This window comes from Zestomonas ipomoeae (assembly GCF_057128665.1).
Window position 1 is genome coordinate 1 of sequence record NZ_JBSKHQ010000003.1, and the last position, 18,134, is coordinate 18,134.

Here is an 18,134-nt window from a genome sequence, read left to right on the forward strand (position 1 = left end):
GAAGCCGGCAGCGAACTGACCCTCAAGGGCGGCGGCAGCTTCGTCAAACTCGACGGCGGCGGCGTGACCCTGGTCGGCCCGGTGATCAAGCTGAACTCCGGCGGCGCGCCGGGCAGCGGTTCGGGCGCGGCGCCGATCCTGCCAGGGCAGGTCAAGCCGGCGGATGCGGATGTTCCCGGCGCGGTGCTTGCGCACAAGCTACAACAGGCCCGCCTGGATGGCAGCCCGCTGGTCGAGCTGTGCCAGAAGCCCAAGGGCGGCACGCCGATGCAATGTCCGCTCGCGGACTGCCCATGCCGCGCCGCCCTGCAAGCAGGGGCCTCGGCATGAAAACGCATATCCAGCAAAGCGCCCCGAACGCCGTTGGCCAGAGCTATTTGCTTCTGGAACGCAGCGACGACCTGCTGCAACGCGTCTACCACTTGGAGCCGCAGCCCGAGCCGGAGCCGCTGTTCGCGGAAACCGAGCTGGCCGCCCATCAGGACCAGGGCCCTCTGCTCCTGCGACTATCGACCGGCGGTGCCCTGCTCGACGCATACCGTACGAATCCCACCGACTGGCCGGGTCTGCTGCTGGGTACGACCCATCCCGTGGAAGCGCTGCTATCCCATTTGCGGCGCCTGCTGATCGTGGCTTTCGGCGAGCGCCGCAAAGCCTTGCTGCGCTACTACGACCCGCGTGTCGCCAGCTACTTCTTCCCCGCCTGCGACGCGGAGAACGCCGCGCTCTGGCTCGGGCCGATTCGGCAACTGGCCTGGCACGGCGGTACCTGGGGCGACGCGGCCCAGGCACTGAGCCACTGGTACCGGCTGGACAACCTCGACACCGGCACGCCCCGGATCGCCACCCCCATGCCCCTCAGTCAGAAGCAGAGCCGTGCACTGGAGCGCCAGCAGCTGGAGCGCTTCACCTATGAATGGCAGCAAGGCCGGCCCGGCGTGTCCTTCGGGCTGGCCTGGGACTACGTGCAGCAGGGCCTGGCATGCGACTTCGACGAACCCGACACCCTGCGTGCCTATCTCGACCTGCGCGTCCAGTACCCCGAGCACGACATTCACCCGATTCCCCCTGCCGGTGACACGCCACAACGCCTGCAGCAGTTGCGCGCCCATCTGGAAGCACCTGCATTCAAGGAGCAACACGCATGACCGCCAAAGTTGGCAGCCTGAGCAGCGGCCCGGCCTGCGAGGCCGGGAAACTGATCGTCGAAGTGATCGGCAAGGACCACCCGCCGGGCCAGCGCATCGTCATCTACGACGAGACCGACAACCAGCAGCAGGAAGCGCTGACCAAGCGCTGCACGCTGGAAAAGCTGGAAGATCCGTCCTTCAGCAGCACCCTGCACATCTGGCCCTGGGAAAACCAACCCATCCGCCACCTCTGGCTGGAAATCGAAACCGAACGGGGCGGCCCGATCCGCGTGCCGCTGATGAACCAGGCCAAGGCCACGCCGCGCCAGCCAGAGCAGCAGTGGAACCAGATCGTGCCCGTCGTTCCGCTGACGCCCATGCGCGGCACCACCGACGAGAAGGACCAAGGCGTGCCCGTGCTCGCCCGCCCCGGTTACCTCTACGTGTTCTACTGCGGCAAGCTCTGGCGCGAGCTGGAAATCCGCCAGTCCGCGGACGGCACCACCACCTACCACGACGTCGATGTGCGCGCGTTTCGCCAGCAGGGTGGCTTCTGCCTGGGCCCGCGCGATACCTGTGGCAAGGGTCTGAAGGAAATCTGGCTGCCGGCCCGCTGGAACCGCAGCCAGGCCGGCGACGTGGAACTGGCCTACTCGGAAATCCAACTGCCCGCGCCACGCCTGGCACGCCTGGAGCGAGACCCCAAGCTGCGCGCCCAGCGCTGCCAGCGCTTCACCCTGCAAGCGTCCCTCGCGACCTTCAAGCAGTTGGGCAGCGGCCCGGACGGCCGCGCCCTGGCCGAAGGGCTGCTGGCCTCGATACTGCTCCAGAACCAGGCCGCCATGCAGCCCGCCGCGGAAGCCGAAGCACGTCGCCGTAACCTGGCCAATCGTTCGTTCCCTTTGAACCTGGCGAAACCGCAGCGGGCCCGCACGCTCATCCATGAGCTGCAATTCGACCGCCCGGCCGAGTACCTGCATGACCTGAGCGGCGAGCATGCCGCCACCTGTCACAGCCGCGCCCGCGCCTTCCTCGATAGATACGAGTCCGGCCAGACACCCAACCCTCGCTATGAGCCGGAGACGGATGCCCTTAGCCTGTGCATGGAACGCAAGCTTCTGTCGCTGCGCCAGGCCCGCCAGAAGGCAGCGGGGCAAGCGCAGGACAAAGACGCCGAGAAAACGTTGGCTGAACGGGAGACAGCCTGGCAGGCCCAGGCAGCATCGCCCGACATGCTCGCAGATGCCCGTACCCGGCAGATCGCCGGCCTGCTGGTGGAAGACAGCCTGTTCCGCCTGCGTCAATTACGAGACCGCTTGGATGCGATACAGCAGCGCGTCCTCCTGGCTGCCGAGCGGGCCAGCCAACAGCCTCACCATGCCAGCGCCCTGCTGGTGAGCAACTACATCCTGTCTGCGCGCATCGAAGATCAGCCAAACCCTCTGAATAAATTCGCCAAGGCGCTCGATGATGAAGGCCATCGGCGCGTCCGCCACGACCTGGCGGAGCCTCTGAAGCGCAATGCCGGGCACCATCACGTCAAGGCCCGCAAGTGCCTGACCGCCTGCCTGAAGAGCCCGTTGAGCCAGGAGACGCTGGGTGACCTGTTTTGCATGGATGGCTTCGACTACCTGGGAGCCTTCGCCTTTACCGGGCAATGCATGGCCACGCTGGCCAAGCGCTTCAACGATCCGCTGAACCCCAACCTGCGGCCCAAGGCTGCCGGCGAGGCGGAGAAGTTCCTGCTGAGCCTCGCCCGTGACGACCGCGACCCGCTGCATGCGATGCTCTGGCCGAAGGTAGAGCCACAAGCCTGCTTTGCCCCCTACAAGCCGCCGACAGTGCTAGAGCAAAACCTCGGCGACGGCAGCTTTCGCCCGCAGGCACTGGCAGCCCTGGAGCGCGCCACGCTGCCCAACCCGCAAAAACTGCAATTGCTGGAAGCGCGCCTGCTGGTTGCCGCCGCCCAGCGCGGCGACTTCAAGACCCTGCTCGGCGTGGAAAAGACCGTGGCTGCCGTCCTGGGCGTGCTGGCCAACTTCTGGGGCGTGATGGACGATGTGCTGAAGGCGGAAGCCACGCTCGCCGAAGCCGGACAAGCGCTCGCCAGCCGGCAAGCCGAGGTGGAATCCGAAGAGCGCCGGGCAGGCCGGGCCAAGCGACGCACCGGCAGGAACACGCGCCTGGCTCATATGGAGCTGTACATCGCCCCCGCCCACTACGAGCAGGTCCTCGGCCTGATACGCGCGGCGCTCCCGGATGCTCTGGGCGACCTGCACTATGAGCGCACCGGCAGAATCACCGATCGCGAACACCATATCCTGCATCCCGACCTGCTTGACTACGACATCGCAGGACAGCGGGCGACCCAGATGAACGGCCACCTGCGTAACGGCCACGGCGAGCTGATCGCCACCAGCAATATCGGCGAGGCCCGCAAAGCGGGACTTCCACTGGACAAGCACGAAATCTATCAATTGGTGCTGCCCAAGGGCCACGCCACCGGCGCACGCATGAAGGCGCTTTATCGGCGGCTGGCCGAGCAGTACAAAGCCGAGCTGCGCCTGGTGGAACAACAAGGCGTCTATGACGAGGCCCTGCTCAACCCGCACCTGAGCCATTCCAGCGAAGCGCGTCGGCGTGTCTACCGCATGCTCAATAGCCCGGTTATGCCGGCTTTGCTGAGCATGATTGAGGTGTGGAATGTGAGGGCGGAATACTCCGCGTATGAGCAAACGCTCCGGACTCGAGGGCAAACTAGAGGCGACGCAGGGATGTTCGGAGCCGCCTTTGACCTGGCGTTAGCGCTGGAAGTTCTGGCCGAACGACTCGCCCACGATATGCGCACCTTCCATCGGGCAACTGCCTTTACCCTTCGCATGGATACCATCACCAGCGCCCTGGACCACAAGCTGTTCAGGATACCGGGGAGCCAGGGCCAGCTGATTGCAACCCATGTCACCGCGCGCATGATCCTGAATGCCGGCACTTCCTTTCTATTTGCCGCGCTCAGCGTCAGTGACGCCATACACGAATTCGCCTTGGGCGACGATGCGGGTTGGGGCTATATGCTGATGGCCGCCGGTGGTCTGGCCGCCTTCGCCGCCTCCTTCATGGCCGGCCCGGCCGCCGGTGCGCCGCTGCTGGCCCTGGGTCCGGCCGGCTGGGTCACCGCCATTGGCCTGGCACTGATCCTGGCCGGCGCCGGGTTGGTCTGGTGGCTGGACGATACGCCCATCGAGGAATGGCTCAAGGTCGGCCCCTACGGCAAGGACGACCCTGGCCTCATGTCGTCCCTCGGCCTGCGCGAGAAGCGCCCCGCTCATCTGCAAAATCCGCAGGAAGCCTTCTATCGACTGGTCGGCCTGCTGGCCGGCATCAATATCCGCATCGAGGCGAACCCCCACCAGGCCGAAGCCCTGCGCAGCCACCCTGGTAGCGACCCGCAGGAGCGGGCCTGGCAGCAGGTCATGCGCAGGGCCAACATTCGCATCCGCGTCGACAGCAACCTGCCCGGCATGGTCGGCGCCCTGGGCCAGAGCCAGTTGCGAGTCGGCACCTGGCTGCGCCTGTTGCGCTTCGACAGTGCCCCAGCGCATCCGATGCTCGCCGACCAACCCTCCATCGAGGTGGAGCTGGTGCCCGGCCACAACCTGTTATTGGACGCTGGCCTATCCAGCAGCACGCCAGTACCGCCGAGCTTCGTCGCCCAGCGACTGACTCCCGAAGGGCTGGAGCTCTATATGGCCCAACCGACGGTTCAGCGCAGTACGCCTTATCGCTACGACTGGGCGGTACGCGCTCAGTTGCGGGTGGACGATGGCCAGCACAAGTGGCATTTTCCCGCCCCGCCGCCGGTAGACCCACTGCGCTATGATCCGGCCCGCCACGCCAAGCCGGACTATCTGAAGGTCGGCCAGTCGTTCTGGGCCGACGAGCACAACAACAAACCCTGACGGAGTCGCCGCCGAGATGAGCAGCTTGCATACCCTCTACGCCGCCACCGCCTACGACTCCCGACGTCTCCCGGAGCAGCCACCCCAGATCCACGACCACGCCGGCCGCCTATGCATGCGCCTGTCCTGGGGCAATACCGAGGAAGTTGCCCCCCTTGCCTTTATCGATGATGACTCGCCAAGGGAACTGCGCGAACGGGAGGAAGAAGAACGCAAGCATCCCGGCAGCCGCGCCCGTAACGAGGCGAAGTTTCATAATGCCTGTAACCATATCCACTATCGCCGGGCGCACGCCTCCGCCTGGACGCATTTCTGGGTTCATGTATGGGGGCTGGGGAAAGGGTTCTCTCTTATGGCGGCAGGAGGGCTTCTCATTTTTCAGCTGCCATTTGCAGCACTTACCTCTGAAACACTTGCAGAAGTTTTCTCCAGGGTGCTGGCACTCGCATATTGGTTTCTACCGTTACCCGCGGTGTGTTGGCTAATCGGCCATATCGTCGTTCATCGCCTACCCAACCACTGGATATTCACCCCCTCCCAAGGCCCCCTCTGGGAACTCAATCGCCAGACCGGCATGGTCACCGTCTTCGCCCGCAAGCCGGGGCAGTTCGAGGAACAGGGCATCAAGGGCGACTTCGTCCGCCCCTTCCATGAGTTCGACGCCTACGTCCATGTGCTGCCCACTCGCCAGGGCATACCGCAGTACTCGCTGCATCTGGTGCATCGCTATCACCCGGTGGCCATCGACTTCATGCCGCTGATCGGCCGGCAAAGCTCGGACAAGGCCAGCCTGGCGCTCTGGGACATGTGGCAGAACTACATGGATACCAGCCGGCCGCTGCCGGATATCCCCACCTGGGAAGAATTCCGCCCCCTCGACCCCGTGACCGCCGAGCATGATCGCCAGACTGGCCGCAACCCGCGTCACTGGCGCGACATGGACGATGCCACCTACAAGGCCGCGACCCGCGCGATGCTCGACCACATCAATCGTCTCGACGCCCTGTCCCGCCCTAACCAGATGGCCAGGCATGTTCAATACCTCTGACACCTACGCCGTCACCGCCTACGACTCGCGGTGTCTGCCCGAGCAACCGCCGCAAGTGCGCGACCATGCCGGCCGCCTATGCATGCGCCTGTCCTGGGGCAAGACTCAGGAGGTAGCGCCCCTGGCCTTTTTCGAGGACGACACCCCAAAGGAACTGCGCCAAAGGGAAGAGGAAGAGCGCAAACACCCTGGCAGCCGCGCCCGTAATGAGGCGAAATTTCATAATGCCTGCAACCATATCTGCTATCGCGGAGCGCGCGCCTCGGCCTGGACACAGCTTTGGGCATTCTTGGGAGCCGTTGGGAAAGGGTTCTTTTTCATTTGGACTGGCCTATTGATTCTCTGCTTCCCACTCCTCTTGACAGTTGATAAGTCCCCACTGAATGAACTATTGGAAAGAATGTTCCATATGTGGTCATGGGTGGCTCTCCCTTCTCTCACTGCATGGCTAACAGCGCATATTTTATTTTTTCGCCTCCCATCCAACTGGATTTTCCGCCCCTCCCAAGGCCCCCTCTGGGAACTCAATCGCCAGACCGGCATGGTCACCGTCTTCGCCCGCAAGCCGGGGCAGTTCGAGGAACAGGGCATCAAGGGCGACTTCGTCCGCCCCTTCCATGAGTTCGACGCCTACGTCCATGTGCTGCCCACTCGCCAGGGCATACCGCAGTACTCGCTGCATCTGGTGCATCGCTATCACCCGGTGGCCATCGACTTCATGCCGCTGATCGGCCGGCAAAGCTCGGACAAGGCCAGCCTGGCGCTCTGGGACATGTGGCAGAACTACATGGATACCAGCCGACCGCTGCCGGATATCCCCACCTGGGAAGAATTCCGCCCCCTCGACCCGGTGACCGCCGAGCACGATCGCCAGACTGGCCGCAACCCGCGTCACTGGCGCGACATGGACGATGCCACCTACAAGGCCGAGACCCGCGCGATGCTCGACCGTATCAACCGTCTCGACGCCCTGTCCCGCCCTAACCAGATGGCCAGGCATGTGCGCTATCTCTGAAGCCGCTGCCGAAAAAGCCATGCCGACGTAAAGACAACAACAAGCAAATTCCAAACTTCTGCCAACAACTTGACCAAGCGATACAAGGAAACACTCATGGACACCGCTGAAGAACGAACCGCATTCATCATTGTCTCCAGCGCAATGATCATTGCCGGACTCGCAGGAGCTGTTTGCGCGCTCTACTTCGCTTTGCGCGAATTCCAGTGGGGCGACGACGCCGGCTGGGGGTTCGTTGTCATGGCTTTCGGCGCTGGCATGATCGGATTCAAGGGAGTTCGTAACATCTTCAGATACCGCGCCATCTACAAGAGCTGACAGGGGCACGCTCTTCTAGCCGGGCTAAGTATCAGCCACTACGGCATTGCGAAGGCGGGCTTCACTAGCCCGCTCGCCCCGGTGTCGGGGAGGCATGGCCGACAGTTGCGCCAGCCCGGGCACCGTCAGCGGCGAGCTTCGATCACCCGGACCAGGCCCGGCTGCCGTGCGGGGGGCAGGCCGAGGCTGGCGCTTTGCAGGGCCGGATCGTGTACCAGCGTTTCGCGAAAGCCGCAGCGGGCGAAGGCGGCGACGATTTCTTCGCCGCTACGGTAATGCAGCGGATAGCTGCCTCGGGTCAGCCGGCCGATCAGCTCGGTGCCCCAGCGTAACTGCCGGTAGCGCGGGTGCTCGCGCAGGTCGGGGTAAAGTTCGGTGAGGTAGGTGGCCCCGGCAAAGCCGCCAAGCTGCTCGGCCAGGCGACTCCAGAAGCCCTCGATCGCGGCCCGGTCGAAGTAGTTGACCAGCCCTTCGGTAATCACCACCACTGGCTGGCGCGGATCGAGTCGAGCGAACAGCGCTGCCAGGCTCTGTGCGCCCTGTTCGGCGAGGATATCCACCGAGGCGACCTGGTGCTGCCCGTCCAGCCAACCCTCGCCATGCAACAGCAGGCGCTTGCGCGCGGCCATCGGCGGCAGGTCGGCCTCCAGGTAGCGCAGTTGCGGGTAGCGCAAGCGAAAGCGTCTTCCGCGCGGTGACAGGCCACAGGCGATTTCCACGACCTGGGTAACGCCTTCCCGCTCGATGGCGGCGCTCAACCGCGCGTCGATCAGCAGATGCCGCTGCAACAGCAGATGCTCGATATCCAGGCCGAAGCCGACCCTAGCGCCCCAGGCCACCGGCCGCAGCAGGCCGTGGGCCCAGCGCCCGAAGGTGGTGGCGAAGGCCGGCTCGGCGAGACGATGGCGATACCAGACATAGCCGGTGTAGTGGGCGCTGGGGGAGATATGCGCGCTGTCGGTACGGGCGTGGCGGCTCATGGGCGGCACCCTTGTTATTCTGCGAGCCCCAGCCTAGAGGCGAGTGCCGGCCGCCACAATGCACCGGGGCAAGCGCCCAACCTTAGTTGGCCGGCCGAAGGCCCCCGCAGGCTCGCGCGCGACGCCAAGCGGCCGCTCGGGTTCGCTATCATGCGGCATTTTCCACCTGCGAAAGTGTCCGACTGAACATGTCCGTTGAGCGAGCCGCGGCCTCCATGGCCCCCCTTAAACCGTCGCAACCGCGCCAGGCCCGTCGATGAGCGCCTGGCTGGATAGTCTCAGCACCTGGCTGACGTCCCATCCGCAATGGCTCGGCCTGGTGCTGTTCGTCGTCGCCTGCGCCGAGTGCCTGGCCATCGTCGGCATCCTGGTACCGGGCACGGTCATGCTGTTCGCCATCGCCGTGCTGGCCGGCAGCGGCGTGCTCGATCTTGGCGAAACCCTGCTGCTGGCGTTTGCCGGCGGGTTGCTCGGCGACCTGGCGTCCTACGCGCTGGGTCGTCGCTTTCACCAGAACATCCGGCGCCTGCCGGGGTTACGCCATCACCCCGAGTGGCTCAGCGGCGCCGAAGCGCACTTCCATCGCTATGGCGGCGTCAGCCTGCTGGTGGGTCGCTTCATCGGGCCGCTGCGACCGATGCTGCCGATGATCGCCGGCATGCTCGACATGCCGTTCACGCGCTTTTTTGCCGTCAGCCTGTTGGCTACCAGCGGTTGGTCGCTGGCCTACCTCTTGCCAGGCTGGAGCACCGGTGCGGCACTGCGCCTGCCGTTGCCCGACGGGTTCTGGAGCCAGGCGGCGGCCGTTGCGATTCCCCTGGCACTGCTGTTCACCCTGGGGGCGAACCAGAGCCTGCGCCGGCACCGCTGGACCACGCCGTTGCTGGCCGGCGCCAGCCTGCTGGGCCTGCTGGCGCTGTTCTTCGGCTGGCCTTACCTGATCGCCTTCGACCAAGGCCTGCTGACCCTGGTGCAGGAACAGCGCACCCCGACGCTGGATCGCCTCATCGTGCTGCTCACCCGTCTGGGCGACGCCCACACCCAATGGGCGGTTGGCCTGCTGCTGCTCGCGCTACTGGCCTTGGCGCGGCAATGGCGCTCGCTGATGTTCGCCGGCGCCACGCTGCTCGGCAACGCGGCGCTCACCGGTCTGCTCAAAATACTGTTCGCCCGCGGCCGGCCGGAGGTGCTGCTCGAGCCGCTGACCAGCTTCAGCTTCCCCAGCGGGCATAGCTCGGCGGCATTCGCCTTCTTCCTGACCCTCGGCGTGCTCGCCGGCCGCGGGCAGCCACCACGCCTGCGCCTGACCTGGATGCTGGTGGCCGGGCTGCCGGCGCTGCTGGTCGCCACGTCGCGGGTATACCTGGGCGTGCACTGGCCGAGCGACATCCTCGGCGGCGCATTGCTGGCTGGAACCGTATGCGCCGCCAGCCTCACCGCGGCGCAATGGCGCACGCCCTTGCAGGCGCTGGGACCGCGGGTCTGGTGGCTGATCCTGCCAGCCTGTCTGGCATTGCTCGGCGGCATCGCCACCTGGGCGCTGCCGACGGCGCTGGAGATGTATCGGTACTGATCAGGCGAGTATCTCGCCCTGCAGGTGTTCGAGCATTTCCTGGATCTGTTCCAGACGCTGGCTCGGGTCGTCGAGGGCGAGCAACTGTAGCTTCTGCGGCTCGCTGAACGGCAGCAGATAAGCCAACTGATTGGCCAGCGCCTGCTGCCCGTCAACCGCGCCCCCCATGCCCAGGGCGGCGACCATCGGGTGCTCGGCCAGGGCACCGAGCAGCGCGGCGAGGTCGTCGTGCTCCTCTGTCAGCGGCCGCTCGGCGACCTCCTCGAGCCAGGTCACTTCGGCCTGCGCGAGCTGGTCGCGCAGGACCTCCGCGCGACGCACGCGAAAACGCCGCGCGCCCTCGACCCGAATGCCCAGCAGGCCGTTTGGCAGTTGCTGCCAGTCACGGATCTGCGCTTCGCAACCGAGGGCAGAGAAGCGGCTGGCGGAGGTGCCGACCTCCGAGCCCTCGATAATGCAGACCACGCCGAAACCCTCGCCGCGCTTCAGGCACCGACCGAGCATGTCCAGATAACGCGCCTCGAATATCTGCAAGTCGAGCGTGCAACCGGGAAACAGCACGGTATTGAGGGGGAAAAGCGGCAACATCGCAACGTCCTCAAACGATCAAGGCCACCGCCAGCGGCAGCAACACCGCGGTGGCCATTCCCATCAGGCTCATACTCAGCGCGGCGAAGGCACCGGCCTCGTCGCTTTCCTGCAAGGCGCGCGCGGTGCCGACCGCATGGGCGGTCAGCCCCAGGGCCATTCCAAGGGCTGCAGGATGATGGACGCCAATCCGGCGCAACAATTCCGGACCGAAGATGGCACCGAGCACGCCGGTGATCAGCACGAACACCGCCGCCAGGGCCGCGATGCCGCCGATCTGTTCGGCCACCAGCATGGCGATCGGCGAGGTCACGGACTTCGGCGCCACGCTCATCAACATCAACCGGTCGGCGCCGAACGACCAGGCCAGCGCCACGCCGAGGACCGTCGCCAGCACCCCGGCGATGCCGAGGGTCAGCATGATCGGCAGCAGCAGCTGGCGGATGCGTCGCAGGTTGAGGTAGAGCGGTACCGCCAGGGCGACGGTGGCCGGGCCGAGGAATATGGTCAGCACCTCGGCACTGCGTCGGTATTCGGTGTAATCGATACCGCAGGCCAGCAGCACGGCGATCACCATCAGCATGGAAACCAGCACCGGCTGCAGCACGACCCAGCGGGTCCGCTCATAGGCCATCAACGCCGCCTGGTAGGCCACCAGGGTCACCCCCACGCCGAACAGCGGATGGTGGATCAGCGCCTGCCAGGCGCCCTGCCAGTCGGGACTCATGCCTCGCCCCGGCGACGCGCCTGGCGCTCGATCAGTTTCTGCATCAACCAGCCGGTGAAGGCCAGCGACAGCACCAGCGACAGCAGCAGCGTGCCGGCCACCGCCCAGAAATCGGCAGCGATCGCCCGCGCATAGACCATCACCCCGACGGCCGCCGGCACCAGCAGCAAGGGCAGGTAGCGCAGCAGGTCGGCCGCCGCCGTGCTCAGCGGCTCGCCGACTTCGCCGCGCATCAGCATGAAGAGGAACAGCAGCAGCATGCCGATGATCGGCCCGGGCAACATCGGTAAAAAGAGCGCTTGCAGGGCGGTGCCGATCAGTTGGAACAGCACCAGCCAGGTCAGGCCGCGTAACAGCATGGGAATCTCCGGCGGGATGGCGCGGTCATTATAGGCGTGCCCTGGCACACGCTATAACCCACCATTCGCTAGGGCGATGCTGTCTTGACCGACGGACCGACCCATGCTGATGTAGAGCCGGTTCACAAAAATAAAGACATCCCCGCATCCTCAAGGAGGAACCCCTATGCCGTTCGTACCCGTTGCAGAACTGAAGGACTTTGTTGGCAAGGAACTGGGCCGCTCGGAGTGGCTCACCATCGATCAGAACCGCATCAACCAGTTCGCCGAATGCACCGGCGACCACCAGTTCATCCACGTCGACCCGGAAAAGGCCCGGCATACGCCCTTCGGCGGCACCATCGCCCACGGTTTCCTCTCGCTGTCGTTGATCCCCATGCTGATGGAAAAGATCATGCTCATGCCCGAAGGGCTGAAGATGGCGGTCAACTACGGCCTGGACAGCGTGCGCTTCGTCCAGCCGGTGAAGGTCGACTCCAAGGTACGCTTATCCGTCACCCTGGTGGACGTCACCGAGAAGAACCCAGGCCAGTGGCTGCTCAAGGCCCGCGCCGTGCTCGAAATCGAAGGCCAGGAGAAGCCGGCCTACGTCGCCGAGCCGCTGACCCTCTGCTTCGTCTGACCCGCCACCCGCCGCCGACTCCCCGTCGGCGGCCTCGAAATGCGCGCTGGCTCTTGCTTCGCAGCCTTGTCGATGCTCTAGAATGCGTTCCAGATGGCAACCCGCCATCTATGCCAATACCTATAACGACAAGGAACGCTCATGACTCAAAAGCGCATTCTTCCCGCCTTTCTGCTCTGCTTCTTCCTCGGCACCTTCGGCGCCCACCGGTTCTACGTCGGCAAGATCGGCACCGCCATCCTGCAGATCCTGACCCTCGGCGGCCTGGGCATCTGGACCCTGATCGATTTCATCATGATCATCGTCGGCGCCTTCACCGACAAGGAAGGCAACAAGCTGACCGAGTGGACCTGAGCCACCGGCCGGCAACCGCGCTAGCCAATGCCGTGCAGGACGCCCAGGCGCCCATGGACATGCACGGCATTTTCATCGTTTTTGCAGCACAATACCCCCCTCTTCCCTGCGCCTGTCGAGGATGACCATGCGCCGTTCGCTCCTGCCCCTTAGTCTCGCCCTGCTGCTCGCCGCCTGTGGCGACGGCGAACCCCTTGTCCCGCCGACTGCCGTGCTGCCCGATGGCGGACGCTATCGCGGCGAGGTGATCGACGGCCTGCTGCAAGGCCAGGGCCGGGTCGACTACGCCAATGGCAGCTGGTACGCCGGTACTTTCAAGGACGGCCAGGCCGAAGGCCGCGGCGAATGGCGCGGCGCCAGCGGCGAACGCTACCTCGGCGATTTCCATCTCGGCCTGTTCCACGGCCAGGGCACCCTGGTCTACAGCGACGGCAGTACCTACGAAGGCAGCTTCAAGCTCGGCCGCCTGCATGGCGAAGGCACCTTCGAACAAGGCGGCATGCGCTACCGCGGCGAGTTTCGCAAGGATCGCTACCACGGTCACGGCACCCTGGAGATGCCGGACGGCAGCCGCCACCAGGGCCGCTTCGAACGCGGCATCGCCGAAGGCGCGGGCCTGTATACCGACGTCGCCGGAAACCAGTTCAGCGGCGACTTCCGCAAGGGCCAACTGCACGGCGAAGGCAGCTACCTGGGCAGCACCGGCGACCGCTACAGCGGCGGCTTCAAGAACACGCAGTTCAATGGCCAGGGGCGCTATGAAAGCGCCGACGGCGATGTCTGGAGCGGGCGCTTCAGGAACGGCGAGCTGGACGGAAAGGGCGAATACCACGGCAGTGACGGCAGCCACTACCAGGGCCAGTTCCGCAGCTGGAGCTACCACGGCGACGGCCAGCTGACGCTGGCCGATGGCAGCAGCTACAAGGGCCAGTTCGCCTATGGCGAGTATGCCGGTAGCGGCACCCTGAGCGCCGCCGACGGCAGCCAGCAGAGCGGCACCTGGCACGCTGGCCAGCTGCTGCGCGATGCCACCGGCACGTCCCACCCCGATGCGCTGGAGGTTGGGCTGCTGGAGCAAGGCCGCCTGCTGCAGGAGGCCTTGGACGCCCTGCCCACCTCCACCCCGGCGGTGGAACTGTATAGCCTGACCCTGGCTGGCGACGGCAGCCAGAGCGTGTTCCTGCGCGAAGCCGACTACGTCACCGGACTGCTCGGCGAGCGCTTCGGCGCCTATGGCCAGGTCACCCTGGTCAACCATCGCGATCACCTGAACGACCGCCCGCTGGCCACCCGCGAAAGCCTGACCCGCGCGGTACGCGCCATCGCCGAGCGCAGCGGTCCGGAAGACCTGGTATTCCTCTACCTGACCAGCCATGGTTCGCGCAATCACGAACTGGCCCTCAGCCAGCCGCGTCTGGAACTGGCCAACCTGCCGGCGAAAGAGCTCGCCGCCCTGCTCGAACCGCTCGCCGACCGGGCCAAGGTGGTGGTGATCTCCGCCTGCTATGCCGGCGGCTTCATCCCGCCGCTGAAGAACGACAAGACCCTGGTTATGGCCGCCGCCCAGGCCGACCGGGTGTCCTTCGGCTGCTCGGACGACAACGATTTCACCTATTTCGGCCGCGCCCTGTTCGCCGAGGCGCTGCAGCAGACCGACGATTTGCAGGAAGCCTTCGAACTGGCCAAGGCCAAGGTTGCCGAACGGGAAAAAGCCGATGATTTCACGCCGTCCAATCCGCAGATCTGGGCACCCAAGACAGTGCTCGCGCAGTGGCACCGGTTGCGCGATAGCCAGACCGCGAACGTACTGGCCAGCACCATCGAGAAAAAAAGCCACTAAGCTCAGTTGTAACAGCCAAGAGACAGCGCCATGTATCTGACGCCCCAGCACATCCTGCTCGCCGGCGCCACCGGCCTCACCGGCGAGCACCTGCTCGACCGTCTGCTCAGCGAGCCTACCGTAGAGCGGCTGCTGGCGCCGACCCGTCGACCGCTGGCCGAGCATGCCCGGCTGGAAAACCCCGTCGGCGATCTCGCCAGCCTGTTGCCGCAGCTCAGTGGGCCGATCGAGACCGCCTTCTGCTGCCTGGGCACCACCATCAAACAGGCCGGTTCCCAGGATGCCTTCCGCGCGGTGGATCACGACCTGGTGCTGGCGGTCGGCGCGCGGGCCCGTGAACTCGGCGCCAGGCACTTCCTGGTCATCAGCGCCCTCGGCGCCGACCGGAACTCCTCCGTGTTCTACAACCGTGTCAAGGGCGAGATGGAAGAGGCGCTGAAGGCGCAGGGGTGGCCACAACTGACTATCGTGCGGCCGTCGCTGCTGCTCGGCCCGCGCCAGGAGTTCCGCCTCGGCGAGCGCCTGGCCGCGCCGCTGATGAAGTGCTTGCCGGGCAAATGGCGCGGCATCGAAGCCACGGTGCTGGCACGCGCGCTCTGGCGTCTGGCGCTGGAGGAACAGCCCGGCGTGCGGGTCGTCGAGTCCAACGAACTGCGCCGTCTCGGCCGTTAAGCGAAGCGGTACTACCCGCCGTCCATTGGATTCAGTAAGGTGGCGCGTTCGCCGCTGCGCTGGCCGGTTTCGCAAAGCCCGCCCTACGCGCTGGCCACCGATTCAGGACTGCACCCCATGCCACTGCTCCACAGCCTCACCGGCAATAGCCAGAAACTCGATGGCGGCGCCATGTTCGGCAACGCCCCGCGCGCGCTCTGGGAGCGCTGGATGACGCCGGATCCGCAGAACCGCATCGACCTTGGCTGCCGTGCGCTGCTGGTGCAGGACGACGAGCGCAACATCCTCGTCGAAACCGGCATCGGCGCGTTCTTCTCGCCGGAACTGAAACGCCGCTTCGGCGTGCAGGAAGACCGCCACGTGCTGCTCGACAGCCTCGCCGAACTCGGCCTGTGCGATGCCGATATCGACATCGTGCTGCTCACCCACCTGCACTTCGATCATGCCGGCGGCCTGCTCGCTGCCTGGCAGGATGGCCAGCCGCCGCGCCTGCTGTTCCCCCATGCCCGTTTCATCTGCGGACGCAGCCAATGGCAGCGCGCCTGCCAACCCCATGCGCGGGACCGCGCCTCCTACATTCCGGAGTTGCTGGAATTGCTGCAGGCCAGCGGCCGCCTGGAACTGATCGAGGATGGCGACGAGCACTCGGACCTGCTCGGCCCCGACTGGCGCCTGCACTGGAGCGACGGCCACACACCCGGGCAGATGCTGCCGGAAATCGCCCTGCCCGACGGACCGGTGCTGTTCGCCGGCGACCTGGTCCCCGGCGCGCCTTGGGTGCACTTGCCGATCACCATGGGCTACGACCGCTTCCCCGAGGGCCTGATCGAAGAAAAGGAAACGCTGCTGCGCGACCTGCTGGCACGCAACGGCCGCCTGCTGTTCACCCACGACCCGGACGTCGCTCTCGGTCGGCTGACCTGCGACGACAAGGGCCGCTATGGGCTGAGCCAGACAATGTCAGCGGTGCGCGCATTGAATCAATGAGCGCGCCAGCGGTCGCACATCCACCGCCTTCGCCCCGTCGGGAATGGCACCCACCACCAGCCAAAGGACTGCCCCATGAGCCAACAGATTTACGTCAATCTCCCGGTCAAGAACCTCGACCGCAGCCGCGACTTCTTCAGCCAGCTCGGCTTCAGCTTCAACCCCCAGTTCAGCAACGCAACCGCCGCTTGCATGGTGGTGGCGGACAATATTTTCGTTATGCTGCTGACCGAGGAAAAGTTCAAACCCTTCACCCCCAAGCCAATCTGCGACGCCCACCAAGCCACTGAAGTACTGGTCTGCCTGTCCGCCGAAAGCCGGGAGCGCATCGACGAAATGGTGCGCCAGGCCGTCGCCGCAGGCGGCACCACCTACAACGATCCGCAGGACCACGGCTTCATGTACGGCCATGGCTTCCAGGACCTGGACGGGCATATCTGGGAACTGGTGCATATGTCGGCCATGCCCGCCCAGGCATGATCGCGATGCGACGCCCCGCACATGCGGGATGCCGTGCGGCTATGCCGAGCGCTCGATGGCCAAGACTTCCTGAACTTGCAAGGCTCTGCGCTTCAGCCGCAACGGAAAGGGGTGGGCAATAGCCCCTGGAAGCGGGCGGAATTAGAGCCCGCCACTGACGCCCAGATGCAGCCCCAGAGCGGTCGCGAGGGAAAGGGGAAGCAACAGGGTATCCAGCAAGGCGCTGGCAGGCAGGTCGAGGGCCGCGTACTCGGGGGCGTAGGCGCCGAAGCGGTCCAGCGGGCAGCAGCCCCCGTTGAGGCTGTACCAGTCCAACCGGGTGCCGGCATACACCACCGGCGCACCGGGCTTGGCGGCATCCAGAGTACGGACCGTGGCGCAGCCGGTGGCGAGCAGAGCGCCCAGCACCGGCAAGGCCAGAATCCCGCCTCGGCTCACTGCCGCTCGCTACCGATCTGCACCAGGCGCCCATCAACGAAGCGCAGGTAGTGGTACATGCCGCCGTCCGGGCCATACACCCAGCGTTCCACCGTTACCGCACCTTCCCTCGCCCCGGGCACGGGCACGGGCTCGCTGACCTCGCGTTGCGCGGGCTCGCCGCAGATCTCGAGTACCTGCTGGAGGGCTTCGCCCTCGGCGACCAGGCCCTTGTCGCAGCGCAGGGTGGAGGCGTGGCCGCCAGCGCTGGCAAGCAGACACAGACCGGCCACGCCGGAAACGATCCTGTTCTTTAGCAAAAACATCACTCCTCGCTGCTCAGGTGATGTTCCCCCCAGCGCGGCAGCATGTCCTGCGGGATGTTCAGCAGGTTCAGGATGCGCGCGACGACGAAATCGATCAGGTCGTCGAGCGTCTGCGGCTGGTGATAGAAGCCCGGCGAGGCCGGCAGGATCACCGCGCCGAGGTTGGACAGCTTGAGCATGTTCTCCAGATGGATGCTGGAGTACGGCGCCTCGCGCGGCACCAGGATCAGTTGACGGCGCTCCTTCAGCGCCACATCGGCGGCGCGTTCGATCAGGTTGTTGCAGGCGCCGCTGGCGATGGCCGACAAGGTGCCGGTGGAACAGGGCACCACCACCATGGCGCTCGGCGCGCCGGAGCCGGAGGCCGGCGGGGCCATCCAGTCTTCCTTGCCGTAGACGCGAATCTGCCCCGGCGCGGCGCCGGTGTACTCGCTGAGGAACGCCTGCATCGCCTGCGGCTTGCCCGGCAGGGAGACGTCGGTCTCGGTGGCCATCACCAATTGCGCGGCCTTGGAGATCAGGAAGTGCACCTCGCGGTCTTCCTGAACCAGGCAGTCGAGCAGGCGCAGGCCGTACTGCGCGCCGGAGGCGCCGGTCATGGCCAGGGTAATGCGTTCGGGGCCGCTCATAGGATCTCCACGTATGCGTATTTCCCCTCTCCCCCAGGGAGAGGGGGCGGGAGTGAGGGGCCACTCCAAGCGAGCCTTACCACCCTCACCCCTGCCCTCTCCCGGCGGGAGAG

At 65.7% G+C, this 18,134-nt stretch carries 19 protein-coding genes and 1 pseudogene; 13 read left to right on the top strand and 7 right to left on the bottom strand.

What is annotated here, in order from left to right; translation table 11 throughout:
• The 6 genes and pseudogenes from ACWKV7_RS05680 to ACWKV7_RS05705 all read left to right on the top strand — a co-directional run.
• A pseudogene (locus ACWKV7_RS05680) lies at positions 1–330 on the top strand (type VI secretion system tip protein VgrG); the annotation flags it as partial.
• Entirely contained in the window at positions 327–1,148 is an 822-nt protein-coding gene (locus tag ACWKV7_RS05685) for a DUF4123 domain-containing protein (RefSeq protein ID WP_483856681.1), read from the top strand. The pseudogene ACWKV7_RS05680 and the gene ACWKV7_RS05685, both read left to right, overlap by 4 nt.
• Entirely contained in the window at positions 1,145–5,086 is a 3,942-nt protein-coding gene (locus ACWKV7_RS05690) for a toxin VasX (protein ID WP_483856682.1), read from the top strand. The genes ACWKV7_RS05685 and ACWKV7_RS05690 overlap by 4 nt, the downstream gene beginning before the upstream one ends.
• Before the next feature lie 472 nt (positions 5,087–5,558).
• Entirely contained in the window at positions 5,559–6,134 is a 576-nt protein-coding gene (locus tag ACWKV7_RS05695) for a hypothetical protein (protein WP_483856683.1), read from the top strand.
• 541 nt (positions 6,135–6,675) lie between these two features.
• Complete coding sequence (locus ACWKV7_RS05700) at positions 6,676–7,149, top strand: hypothetical protein (RefSeq protein WP_483856684.1); 474 nt, start codon at positions 6,676–6,678, stop codon at positions 7,147–7,149.
• Positions 7,150–7,245: 96 nt separating this feature from the next.
• Positions 7,246–7,467, top strand: coding sequence for a hypothetical protein (locus ACWKV7_RS05705; RefSeq protein ID WP_483856685.1), 222 nt, complete (start codon positions 7,246–7,248; stop codon positions 7,465–7,467).
• 125 nt (positions 7,468–7,592) lie between these two features.
• On the opposite strand, the gene ACWKV7_RS05710 is transcribed toward ACWKV7_RS05705, so the two are convergent.
• Positions 7,593–8,447: a class I SAM-dependent methyltransferase gene (locus ACWKV7_RS05710; protein ID WP_483856686.1), complete on the bottom strand. Its 855-nt coding sequence runs from the start codon at positions 8,445–8,447 to the stop codon at positions 7,593–7,595.
• 256 nt (positions 8,448–8,703) lie between these two features.
• On the opposite strand from ACWKV7_RS05710, the gene ACWKV7_RS05715 reads away from it, so the two are divergent.
• Complete coding sequence (locus ACWKV7_RS05715) at positions 8,704–10,020, top strand: bifunctional DedA family/phosphatase PAP2 family protein (protein WP_483856687.1); 1,317 nt, start codon at positions 8,704–8,706, stop codon at positions 10,018–10,020.
• Here the strand turns inward: ACWKV7_RS05715 and ACWKV7_RS05720 are convergent, their stop codons facing one another.
• The 3 genes from ACWKV7_RS05720 to ACWKV7_RS05730 are packed head-to-tail and all read right to left on the bottom strand — an operon-like array spanning position 10,021 to position 11,694.
• A complete protein-coding gene (locus ACWKV7_RS05720) occupies positions 10,021–10,608 on the bottom strand; it encodes an LON peptidase substrate-binding domain-containing protein (protein WP_483856688.1) in 588 nt (195 codons plus the stop codon).
• A gap of 10 nt (positions 10,609–10,618) precedes the next feature.
• Entirely contained in the window at positions 10,619–11,335 is a 717-nt protein-coding gene (locus ACWKV7_RS05725) for an LrgB family protein (RefSeq protein WP_483856689.1), read from the bottom strand.
• Positions 11,332–11,694 carry a CidA/LrgA family protein gene (locus ACWKV7_RS05730; RefSeq protein ID WP_483856690.1) on the bottom strand — a complete coding sequence of 121 codons (363 nt, stop codon included), beginning with the start codon at positions 11,692–11,694 and terminating at the stop codon, positions 11,332–11,334. Before ACWKV7_RS05730 ends, ACWKV7_RS05725 begins: the two co-directional genes overlap by 4 nt.
• A 166-nt stretch (positions 11,695–11,860) precedes the next feature.
• On the opposite strand from ACWKV7_RS05730, the gene ACWKV7_RS05735 reads away from it, so the two are divergent.
• The 6 genes from ACWKV7_RS05735 (at position 11,861) to ACWKV7_RS05760 (ending at position 16,649) form a co-directional block, all read left to right on the top strand.
• Positions 11,861–12,316: a MaoC family dehydratase gene (locus ACWKV7_RS05735; RefSeq protein ID WP_483856691.1), complete on the top strand. Its 456-nt coding sequence runs from the start codon at positions 11,861–11,863 to the stop codon at positions 12,314–12,316.
• Between the two features lie 141 nt (positions 12,317–12,457).
• Positions 12,458–12,670: a TM2 domain-containing protein gene (locus ACWKV7_RS05740; protein WP_483856692.1), complete on the top strand. Its 213-nt coding sequence runs from the start codon at positions 12,458–12,460 to the stop codon at positions 12,668–12,670.
• Between the two features lie 127 nt (positions 12,671–12,797).
• Positions 12,798–14,510: a C13 family peptidase gene (locus ACWKV7_RS05745; RefSeq protein WP_483856693.1), complete on the top strand. Its 1,713-nt coding sequence runs from the start codon at positions 12,798–12,800 to the stop codon at positions 14,508–14,510.
• A 30-nt stretch (positions 14,511–14,540) separates the two neighbouring features.
• Complete coding sequence (locus ACWKV7_RS05750; protein WP_483856694.1) at positions 14,541–15,182, top strand: oxidoreductase; 642 nt, start codon at positions 14,541–14,543, stop codon at positions 15,180–15,182.
• A 117-nt stretch (positions 15,183–15,299) separates the two neighbouring features.
• Positions 15,300–16,169 (top strand): MBL fold metallo-hydrolase, encoded by an 870-nt coding sequence (locus ACWKV7_RS05755; RefSeq protein WP_483856695.1) that lies wholly within the window; start codon positions 15,300–15,302, stop codon positions 16,167–16,169.
• A 75-nt stretch (positions 16,170–16,244) separates the two neighbouring features.
• Positions 16,245–16,649, top strand: a complete 405-nt coding sequence (locus ACWKV7_RS05760; RefSeq protein ID WP_483856696.1) for a VOC family protein — start codon at positions 16,245–16,247, stop codon at positions 16,647–16,649.
• Between the two features lie 141 nt (positions 16,650–16,790).
• On the opposite strand, the gene ACWKV7_RS05765 is transcribed toward ACWKV7_RS05760, so the two are convergent.
• From ACWKV7_RS05765 to ubiX, 3 genes are read right to left on the bottom strand one after another with little or no spacing between them, the layout of a single operon-like run.
• Positions 16,791–17,087: a YceK/YidQ family lipoprotein gene (locus ACWKV7_RS05765; protein ID WP_483856697.1), complete on the bottom strand. Its 297-nt coding sequence runs from the start codon at positions 17,085–17,087 to the stop codon at positions 16,791–16,793.
• Positions 17,084–17,386: a DUF2845 domain-containing protein gene (locus ACWKV7_RS05770; RefSeq protein ID WP_483856698.1), complete on the bottom strand. Its 303-nt coding sequence runs from the start codon at positions 17,384–17,386 to the stop codon at positions 17,084–17,086. Before ACWKV7_RS05770 ends, ACWKV7_RS05765 begins: the two co-directional genes overlap by 4 nt.
• A 5-nt stretch (positions 17,387–17,391) precedes the next feature.
• Positions 17,392–18,021 (bottom strand): flavin prenyltransferase UbiX, encoded by a 630-nt coding sequence (ubiX, locus tag ACWKV7_RS05775; protein WP_483856699.1) that lies wholly within the window; start codon positions 18,019–18,021, stop codon positions 17,392–17,394.
• Positions 18,022–18,134: the final 113 nt, after the last annotated feature.